The organism is Corallococcus sp. AB045, from assembly GCF_003668895.1.
In the GTDB taxonomy this organism is placed as follows: Bacteria; Myxococcota; Myxococcia; order Myxococcales; family Myxococcaceae; genus Corallococcus; species Corallococcus coralloides.
The window spans coordinates 34,987-43,670 of the sequence record NZ_RAWN01000070.1 but is presented as its reverse complement, the minus strand read 5'-3'; the positions used below and the strand labels follow the sequence as shown (position 1 = coordinate 43,670).

The following is an 8,684-nucleotide window of genomic DNA, read 5'->3' as shown; positions in this document are numbered from 1 at the left end:
GGGGAAGCGGGGGGCGGGGCGAGACGTTCATCGGTTTCCGGGCCTGGGGACACCAGCGTTGACAGGCGCCCCTCCTGCTATAAGGTGCCGCGCTGTTTTCCAAGCAATTCCGAGGATTTGAATCATGGCTGAAGGCATCAACCCGAAGCACCTCGACAAGCGCACCGCCGAGCGCTACCAGCGCAGCGGCCAGGTGGACGAGGACGCGTACAAGAAGCACCTCGAGGAGCTGCCGGACGTGGCCGACAAGTCCGTCCCCATCGAGACGCTGATGGATGGCGACATCGACGACGACCTCGATGACGAGGACGACGACGAGGATATGGACGACGACGCCTCCGACGAGGACGAGGCGGACGAGGACGAGGACGAGGACGAGGCGGACGAGGACAAGGCGGACGAGCCTGCCAACGAAGAGGACAAGGCGTCCGAATGAGCCCTTCGGAGAAGCGGGGTGAGACCTTCGTGATGACGGGGGAAGCGAGCCCCGCCTCCGAGGAGTCCCTGTCGTTCAGCACCTTTGTCGTCGGACTGGGCTCCGCCGTCCTCATCCACCTGGGTGGGGCGCCGAACCCGGAGACGGGCCGCATGGAGAAGGACCTGCCTTCGGCCCGGCAGAACCTGGACCTCCTGGCGATGCTCCGCGAGAAGACTCGCGGCAACCTCACCGCGGAGGAGGACAAGCTGGTGGACAACCTCCTGTCCGACCTGCGCCTGCGCTACGTGGAGGCAAGCCGGAAGTGAAGCCTGCTGAAGTCACCCGCCCGGGGGGGTTGCCCCGGGGTGTGCGGATCGCCGCCGGGCTGTGCCTGATGCTCTCCACCCTGACGGGGTTCCTCGCCTGCAGCGAGGCCTCCGTCATGATGAACTTCGAGGCCCACCGCGAAGCGCAGCGGGAGCACACCCCCACCATTGCCCTGCTGGGCAAGGACCCCGCCGTCACCCAGGCCATCATGGAGGCGCAGCTGTCCGCGCTCTCCCCCATGCGCGAGTCCCGCGCCCTGGTGCTGACCGGGCTGACGGTGGCCTGCACCCTGCTCTTCTTCGCCTCCAGCCGCATGCTGCGCTCCCCCGACGGCATCCCCCGGAACGGCTTCCGGCAGATGCTGGGCGGCGCGGGCATCTTCGCCGCGCTGATGCGCACCATCGATGGGGCCCAGTGGACCGTCGTGGCCCGCCACACCAGCCAGGCCATGGTGGAGGGACTCAAGGGCCTGCCGGAGTTCCAGGACCCTGCCGCGTCGCAGCAACTCTACGCGCTCGTCCCGTCCCTGATGACCATCAGCGCGGTGCTGCCCACGGTGCTCGTCGCCGGTGGCTTCGCCCTGCTCGCCCAGTACTTCCGCAGCGAGGGCGTGCGCGAGGCCATCCTCACGCTCGACGGGCCCACCGAAGACCCCTGAAGTCCGGGCAGGGCTGACGCGGCGCGGTGCGAACAGGCCGTCCGTGCTGCTTCAGCCCGCGTCCGTCTCCGCGCGAGGCAGCGCGGGCCCCAGGAGCAGCGCCTCCAGGGCGGCCATCGCATCCGCTTCCGAGCCGGCCGCCGTGCCCTCCAGCGGCAGCACGCGGGCCAGCGGGGCCTGGGGGATGCGCAGGAGCTCGTCCCGCGTCAGGCCGAACACGTACGCCAGGTGCCCCATGGGCCAGCGGGACTGGAGCCGGGCGAAGGCCTCGTCATCCAGCTCCTCCAGGGGACACGGCAGCTCCGCGTCCTCGTACACCACCTTCTCCCCACCCACCCGGCGGCCGTTGCCGTAGGCAATCACTTCTTCGCCTTCGTCCGCGTCGTACACGTAGGCGTGCACGGTGGCGTTGGCGGCTGCGGACAGGAGGCGGGCCAGGGCATGGTGCGCCGCGTACCAATGGGCGCCCTGCCGTCCCTGGGAGAAGGGCCCCAGGAAGGCCAGGCGCACCACCTTGCGGCGGCGGTTGATGGTGACGCGCAGCGCCGTGGCGGCCAGGACGCTGTCCATCGACAGGGCCTCCCGGGCCAGACGCACGAGCGCCAACCCGGAGAAGGTGTCGAGTCGAACGAGATAGCCGCCGTGCGCGTCCAGAGTGAAGCCCCCGAGGATGGGCGCCGCCTATAACCGACCCCCCCACCCCCTGGCAACTTCGCCACCACGATTACCCGGCCGCTTCCAGCGGCTCAAAGTATTCCGGGGAAAACGCCGGGCATACGGGCAGTGTCGCCTTGCCAAGGGGTCCCCGGCCCTTACGTTGAAGTCATGCGACTCGACAAATACACGGTGAAGGCGCAGGAGGCGATCCAGGAGGGTCAGTCCCTGGCCCGCCGGGCCGACAATCCCCACTACGAGCCGGAGCACCTCGCCGCGGCACTGCTGGGGCAGAAGGACGGCATCGTCGACCCTCTTCTGCGCAAGATTGGCGTGGACGTGAAGCTGTTCGCGGGCCGGCTGGGCGAAGCGCTCCAGAAGCTCCCGCGCATCCAGGGCGGCGAGAGCGCCATGCTCAGCCAGCGCCTGATGAAGACCTTCGACAAGGCCGAGGACGAGGCCAAGGCGCTGAAGGACGAGTTCACCTCTTCGGAACACCTGCTGCTCGCGCTGACCCAGGACAAGGGCGCGGTCGGCGAGGCCATGAAGTCCTCCGGCGTGACGCGCGAGCGCGTGCAGGCGGGCCTCAAGGAAGTGCGTGGCTCCTCGCGCGTGACGAGCGCCGACGCGGAGTCCACCTACCAGGCGCTGGAGAAGTACGGCCGCGACCTCACGGAGGCCGCGCGAAGCGGCAAGTTGGATCCCGTCATCGGCCGCGACGAGGAGATCCGCCGCTGCATCCAGGTGCTCAGCCGCCGCACCAAGAACAACCCGGTGCTCATCGGTGAGCCAGGTGTGGGCAAGACGGCCATCGCGGAAGGGCTGGCCCGCCGCATCGTGGACGGCGATGTGCCGGAGGGCTTGAAGAACAAGCGCCTCATCACCCTGGACCTGGGTTCCATGGTGGCCGGCGCCAAGTACCGCGGCGAGTTCGAGGAGCGCCTCAAGGCGGTCCTCAAGGAGGTCGCGGACGCGGCGGGCGAAATCGTCCTCTTCATCGACGAGATGCACACGCTCGTGGGCGCCGGGAAGGCCGAAGGCGCCATGGACGCGGGCAACATGCTCAAGCCGGCGCTCGCGCGCGGCGAACTGCACTGCATTGGCGCGACGACGCTGGACGAGTACCGCAAGCACATTGAGAAGGACGCCGCGCTGGAGCGCCGCTTCCAGCCGGTGTTCGTGGGCGAGCCCACGGTGCACGACACCATCAGCATCCTGCGTGGCCTGAAGGAGCGCTACGAGGTGCACCACGGCGTGCGCATCCAGGACTCCGCGCTCGTCGCGGCGGCCACGCTCAGCCACCGGTACATCTCGGACCGCTTCCTGCCGGACAAGGCCATCGACCTGGTCGATGAGGCCTCCAGCCGCCTGCGCATCGAGATCGACTCCATGCCCACGGAGATCGACGACATCCGCCGCAAGGTGACGCAGCTGGAGATTGAACGCGAGGGCCTGCGCAAGGAGACGGATCCGCACTCGCGTGAGCGCCTAGCCACCATCGAGAAGGAGCTCGCGAACCTGAACGAGAAGTTCAACTCGCTCAAGGCCCACTGGGACGAGGAGAAGAAGGCCATCGCGGCCCTGCGCTCGCTCAAGGAGAAGCAGGAGAAGGCGCGCAATGATCAGGCCGCGGCCGAGCGCCAGGGCGACCTGAACCGCGCGGCGGAGCTGAAGTTCGGCGTCATCCCGGGCCTGGAGAAGGAAGTCGCCGCGCAGAACGTGAAGCTGGCGGAGCTTCAGAAGAACCAGAAGTTCCTCAAGGAGGAGGTGGACTCCGAGGACATCGCCTCCGTGGTGGCCAAGTGGACGGGCATCCCGGTCTCCAAGCTGATGGAGGGCGAGATGCAGAAGCTGGTCAAGATGGAGGACCGGCTCGCCGAGCGTGTGATTGGCCAGCGCACCCCGATTGAGGCCGTGTCCAACGCCGTGCGCCGCGCGCGCAGCGGACTTCAGGACCCGAACCGCCCCATCGGTTCGTTCATCTTCCTGGGCCCCACGGGCGTGGGCAAGACGGAGACGGCGAAGGCGCTGGCGGAGTTCCTCTTCGACGACGACACGGCCATGGTCCGCATCGACATGTCCGAGTACATGGAGAAGCACGCGGTGTCCCGGCTCGTGGGCGCGCCCCCGGGCTACGTGGGCTACGAGGAGGGCGGCCAGCTGACGGAGGCCGTGCGCCGCAGGCCGTACACGGTGGTGCTCTTCGACGAAATCGAGAAGGCCCACCACGACGTGTTCAACATCCTGCTGCAGATTCTGGATGAGGGCCGGGTGACGGACAGCCAGGGCCGCACGGTGGACTTCCGCAACACGGTGCTCATCCTCACGTCGAACATCGGCTCGCAGGCCATCCAGGAAGGCATGGCGGGCACGGACACGCTCAACGAGAAGACGCGCGGCGAGGTGATGGAAGCGCTGCGCGGACACTTCCGGCCGGAGTTCCTCAACCGCGTGGACGAGATCGTCATCTTCGAGCCGCTGCGCAAGAAGGACATCTACCGCATCGTGGACATCCAGCTGGGCAAGCTCCAGAAGCTGCTCCAGGCCAAGCGCCTCACGCTGGATCTCACGGAAGGCGCACGGGAGCTGCTGGCGGAGCGCGGCTACGACCCCACGTACGGCGCCCGGCCGCTGAAGCGCGCCGTGCAGAAGTACCTGTTGGATCCGCTCGCCATCAAGGTGCTGAACGGCGAGTTCGCGCCGGGCGAGCACATCCAGGCGGACGCGGGCCCCGACGGGCTCACCTTCGCCAAGGTGCTGGTGGACAACTCGAAGGGCGTGAAGCAGGCGGGGTAGCCGGCTTCACGCACCGGTGATTCACGGCGGGCCGCCTTCCCTCACCGGGAGGCGGCCCGTGGTGTTTTTCAGGTGCGGCGGTGCTTGTCGTAGAGCGCGTCGCGCCACGCGAGCAGGTCCGGGAAGCGGGCGGCGAGCCCCGGATGGGTCCACACCTCGCGCGTGCCCGGCCCCATGGGCAGGTGCCGGTCCGCGGGCGGCCCCAAGAGCACGAGCATCGCCGCGGTGGTGATGTCCGCGTAGGTGAAGCCCGCGTCCAGCAGGTAGGGCCGGCCTCCCAGCGCGGCGCGCAGCTTCTCGTAGGAGGGGGCGACGGCGGCCTCGATGGACTCCGGAGAGGCGTCCGCCACCTGGTGCTTCTTCCCCACGAAGCGCATGCCCAGGCGCGCGGAGGGCGCGAACACCGTGCGCAGCCAGCCGGGGACGAACTTCGGCAGCATCTCCGCCTGGGCTCGGGCGTTCGTGAGCATGCGCGGCATGGCGTAGGCGCGCGCCAGGTCCAGCACGTGTTCGCTGGTGTCGTTCCACGCGGTGATGGCGTCCACCTGCGCGGCCGGGAAGAGCGGGCTGCCCTGCCCCACCGCTTCCGCGTGCTTCGCGATGGCGAACGAGCCGTGCGTGGCCGGCTGGGGCGGATCCACGAGCAGCGGCACGGAGGGCTTCACGCCGGGCGCCACCTGCTTGCGCAGCCAGCGCTCCTGGATGAGGGGGACGTAGTCCTGGTAGCGGTAGGCGACGCGGTGGTGGTCCAACGCCCACCGGGCCTTCTCCGTCCAGCCCGACGACGTCAGTCCGACGAGGATTCGCATAGGGGGCGGGACCCTATCAAGGCGCGCGGGAACGCGCCCGGTGCCCGGGGGCCTCACGAAAAACCCGTCAGGTCCCGCGCATCGCGGAAAAGGGCCGCGCATCCGACCGGCGCATGCAGTCGTAGGACTCACTTTCCGGAGGAGGACGACATGAAGATCGGAATCATTGGCGCGGGGCTGATCGGCGGGACGCTTGCTCGCAGGTGGACCCAGCTGGGCCATGAGGTGTCCATCGCGAACTCACGCGGGCCGGACACCCTGCGCGACCTGGCGAAGGAGACCGGCGCGAAGGCCGTCACCGTCGAAGAGGCCGCGAAGGCGGGTGAGGTCGTCGTCGTGACCATCCCCCAGAAGGCGGTCCCCGACCTGCCGAAGGGCCTGTTCGCGAACGTGCCGAAGGACGTCGTGATCATCGACACGGGCAACTACTACCCCGTGCGCGACGGAAGCATCCCGGAGCTGGAGAGCGGCAAGGTCGAGAGCGAGTGGGTCGCGTCGCTCATCGGCCGCCCCGTCATCAAGGCCTTCAACAACATCTTCTTCCAGAGCCTCCTGGATAAGGGCCTGCCGAAGGGCGCGCCCGGCCGGGTGGCGTTGCCAATCGCGGGCGATCCGCCCGAGCACCGCGCGAAGGTGCTCAAGCTCGTGGAGGAGCTGGGCTTCGACGCCATCGACGCGGGAAGCATCGCCGACTCGTGGCGCCAGCAGCCCGGCACGCCGGTCTACACCCACGACTTCGACGCGCCGGGCGTGAAGAAGGCCCTCGCCGAGGCCGAGCGTTCGCGCCTGCCGGAGTACCGCAAGAAGGCCGACGACTCGCTGCGGGCCTTCTTCGCGTCGCAAGGCTGAGCGCCTCTTGTGCCCCCGGGGCTTCGGACCGAAGGTGTGCGCCGCATGGCCGCCCTCTCCGAAGCCCCGCTGCTCATCACCGCCGAGCTGGAGCCAGAAGCCTTCACGCGCCTGGACGGCCTGCGCCGCCGCTACTTCCCGCCCGAGCGCAACGTCATCCCGGCGCACGTCTCCCTCTTCCACCACCTGCCCGCGCACGAGCAGGACGCCGTGGAGGCCGCGCTCGAGGTCGTCACCGAGCGCCCCGCGCCCGCGCTGCGCTTCACGAAGCCGCGGAGCCTGGGACGCGGCATGGCGGTGGACGTGGAAGCCCCCGGCCTTGCGCCCGTGCACCGCGAGCTCTCCCGCGCCTACGTGGAGTGGCTCACGCCGCAGGACCGTCAGCCCTTCCGGCCCCACGTCACGCTGATGAACAAGGCCACCGTGGAGGAGGCGAAGGCCGCCCTCGTGGAGCTGGGCGCGGGCTGGTCCGCCTTTGAGTCGCACGCACCCGCGCTGCTGCTCTGGCGCTACCTCGGCGGCCCGTGGGAGTCCGTGCGCCGCTTCCCGTTCACGGGCCGCGCTGGATGAGCTCCTCCACCGCCTCGCGCACATCGCGCAGGTACGACGGATCCCTCACCGCGATGAAGATGGTGTCGTCGCCCGCCACCGTGCCCGCCAGGCCCTCCACCGTCTCGCGATCCAACGCCAGCCCGAAGATCTGCGCGTAGCCGGGCGCCGTCTTCAGCACCAGCATGTTGGGCGGCGCTTCGATGATGGTCACGCGCGGCGCGAGCGGCACGGGCGCCACCGGCGGCTCGGCGCGCTGATAGCGCCCGTTCACCTTCTGCACGCTCAGCTTCTTCAGCCGCCGCGACAGCGTGGACTGGCTGGGCGTGTGCCCCGCCTCTTCGAGCAACGACTGCAGGACGAACTGATCCGGAACGTCCTGCCGGGAGATGAGCTGAAGGATGGCGTCGTCCAGGTTCATTCACGTTCACCATGCATGCGGCTGAATACGCACGCAAGGCGCATGAAAAATCCCAGTGAATGTTCTTGCGCGCTGCGCCGTTCTGCATAATATCCGCGCCTCCTTAAGGAATATGCACGAATTCAAGTGCATATTCAGCAGTCCCCATCCATCCGGCGCGGCCGGGGGAGCACGAAGCCCATGAAGCATGTCACCCGCATTCAGGACCTGGGCCCGGAAGGCGTCGAGGCGGTCCTCTCGCAGGCGGCCGCGTGGAAGCAGAAGGATCCGGGGGCCATCTTCCCGGGGAAGCTCCTGGGCATGGTGTTCTTCAACCCGTCCCTGCGCACGCGCACGTCCTTCGAGGCGGTGATGCTGCGCGCGGGCGGGCACGCCATCGTGCTCGACGTGGGCTCTGGCGTGTGGAAGCTGGAGGACCGGCCCGGCGCGGTGATGAACGCGGACCGCGCGGAGCACATCAAGGAGGCGTCGCCCGTCCTGTCGCGCTTCGTGGACATGCTCGGCATCCGCACCTTCTCCCAGGGTGGCGGTGACGAGGAGGACGAGGCCGACCCCGTCATCAACGCCTTCCGCAAGTGGGCCACCGTGCCGGTGGTGAGCATGGAGTCCGCGCGCGAGCACCCCTGCCAGGGCCTGGCGGACGCGCTCACCCTGCGCGAGACGTTCGGCACCACGAAGAAGCTGCCGGTGACGCTCACCTGGGCGCCGCACATCAAGCCGCTGCCCAAGGCCGTGCCCAACTCCTTCCTCCTGTCCGCGGCGGCCGCGGGCTGCGAGGTGCGCGTGGCGCATCCGCCGGGCTTCGACCTGCACCCGGCCGTGCGCGCGGAGGCGGAGGCGTACGCCAAGGCCACCGGCGGCAGCATCACGTACACGCACGACCAGGACGAGGCGCTGGTGGGCAGCCGCGCCGTGTACGCGAAGTCCTGGGGCCCCACCGCCCAGACGGCGAGCACGCCCACGGACGTGGCGGCGCTGCTCGCGTCGTACTCGGGGTGGATGCCCACGCGCCGGCACATGGCGAAGGCCGCGAAGGACGCGGCGTTCCTCCACTGCCTGCCCGTGCGCCGCAACGTGGAGGTCGCCGACGAGGTGTTGGATCACGCCAGCAGCCGCGTCGTGGATGAGGCGGGCAACCGCTACCACGTGCAGCGCGCCCTCCTGGCCTGGATGCGCGGCGGCTGAGCCGTAGAAGCCCGCCGC

Annotated in this window: 10 protein-coding genes; 7 read left to right on the top strand and 3 right to left on the bottom strand. The window is 69.2% G+C overall.

Annotated elements, in window-relative coordinates; genetic code table 11:
* Positions 1 to 124: 124 nt before the first annotated feature.
* From D7Y21_RS18580 to D7Y21_RS18570, 3 genes are read left to right on the top strand one after another with little or no spacing between them, the layout of a single operon-like run.
* Positions 125 to 436 (top strand): hypothetical protein, encoded by a 312-nt coding sequence (locus D7Y21_RS18580; protein ID WP_121714755.1) that lies wholly within the window; start codon positions 125 to 127, stop codon positions 434 to 436.
* Positions 433 to 744: a DUF1844 domain-containing protein gene (locus tag D7Y21_RS18575; RefSeq protein WP_120564005.1), complete on the top strand. Its 312-nt coding sequence runs from the start codon at positions 433 to 435 to the stop codon at positions 742 to 744. The genes D7Y21_RS18580 and D7Y21_RS18575 overlap by 4 nt, the downstream gene beginning before the upstream one ends.
* Complete coding sequence (locus D7Y21_RS18570; protein ID WP_199724369.1) at positions 741 to 1,403, top strand: hypothetical protein; 663 nt, start codon at positions 741 to 743, stop codon at positions 1,401 to 1,403. Before D7Y21_RS18575 ends, D7Y21_RS18570 begins: the two co-directional genes overlap by 4 nt.
* Before the next feature lie 51 nt (positions 1,404 to 1,454).
* Here the strand turns inward: D7Y21_RS18570 and D7Y21_RS18565 are convergent, their stop codons facing one another.
* Positions 1,455 to 1,973, bottom strand: coding sequence for a hypothetical protein (locus tag D7Y21_RS18565; protein ID WP_199724368.1), 519 nt, complete (start codon positions 1,971 to 1,973; stop codon positions 1,455 to 1,457).
* Positions 1,974 to 2,228: 255 nt separating this feature from the next.
* On the opposite strand from D7Y21_RS18565, the gene clpB reads away from it, so the two are divergent.
* Positions 2,229 to 4,853: an ATP-dependent chaperone ClpB gene (clpB, locus tag D7Y21_RS18560; RefSeq protein WP_121714753.1), complete on the top strand. Its 2,625-nt coding sequence runs from the start codon at positions 2,229 to 2,231 to the stop codon at positions 4,851 to 4,853.
* 68 nt (positions 4,854 to 4,921) lie between these two features.
* Here the strand turns inward: clpB and D7Y21_RS18555 are convergent, their stop codons facing one another.
* On the bottom strand, positions 4,922 to 5,662 hold the full coding sequence (locus D7Y21_RS18555; protein WP_121714751.1) for a glutathione S-transferase C-terminal domain-containing protein: 741 nt from the start codon (positions 5,660 to 5,662) through the stop codon (positions 4,922 to 4,924).
* Between D7Y21_RS18555 and D7Y21_RS18550 the strand changes: the two genes are divergently transcribed.
* Complete coding sequence (locus tag D7Y21_RS18550) at positions 5,594 to 6,511, top strand: NADPH-dependent F420 reductase (RefSeq protein ID WP_255427336.1); 918 nt, start codon at positions 5,594 to 5,596, stop codon at positions 6,509 to 6,511. The genes D7Y21_RS18555 and D7Y21_RS18550 overlap by 69 nt on opposite strands.
* Positions 6,512 to 6,556: 45 nt before the next feature.
* Positions 6,557 to 7,081 (top strand): 2'-5' RNA ligase family protein, encoded by a 525-nt coding sequence (locus D7Y21_RS18545; protein WP_121714747.1) that lies wholly within the window; start codon positions 6,557 to 6,559, stop codon positions 7,079 to 7,081.
* On the opposite strand, the gene D7Y21_RS18540 is transcribed toward D7Y21_RS18545, so the two are convergent.
* Entirely contained in the window at positions 7,062 to 7,481 is a 420-nt protein-coding gene (locus tag D7Y21_RS18540; protein WP_120563999.1) for an arginine repressor, read from the bottom strand. The genes D7Y21_RS18545 and D7Y21_RS18540 overlap by 20 nt on opposite strands.
* A gap of 180 nt (positions 7,482 to 7,661) precedes the next feature.
* Here D7Y21_RS18540 and D7Y21_RS18535 point away from each other — a divergent pair, with 180 nt between their 5' ends.
* The gene (locus D7Y21_RS18535; RefSeq protein WP_121714745.1) at positions 7,662 to 8,666 is read left to right on the top strand and encodes an N-acetylornithine carbamoyltransferase; all 1,005 of its coding nucleotides are present in this window, start codon (positions 7,662 to 7,664) and stop codon (positions 8,664 to 8,666) included.
* Positions 8,667 to 8,684 lie beyond the last annotated feature (18 nt).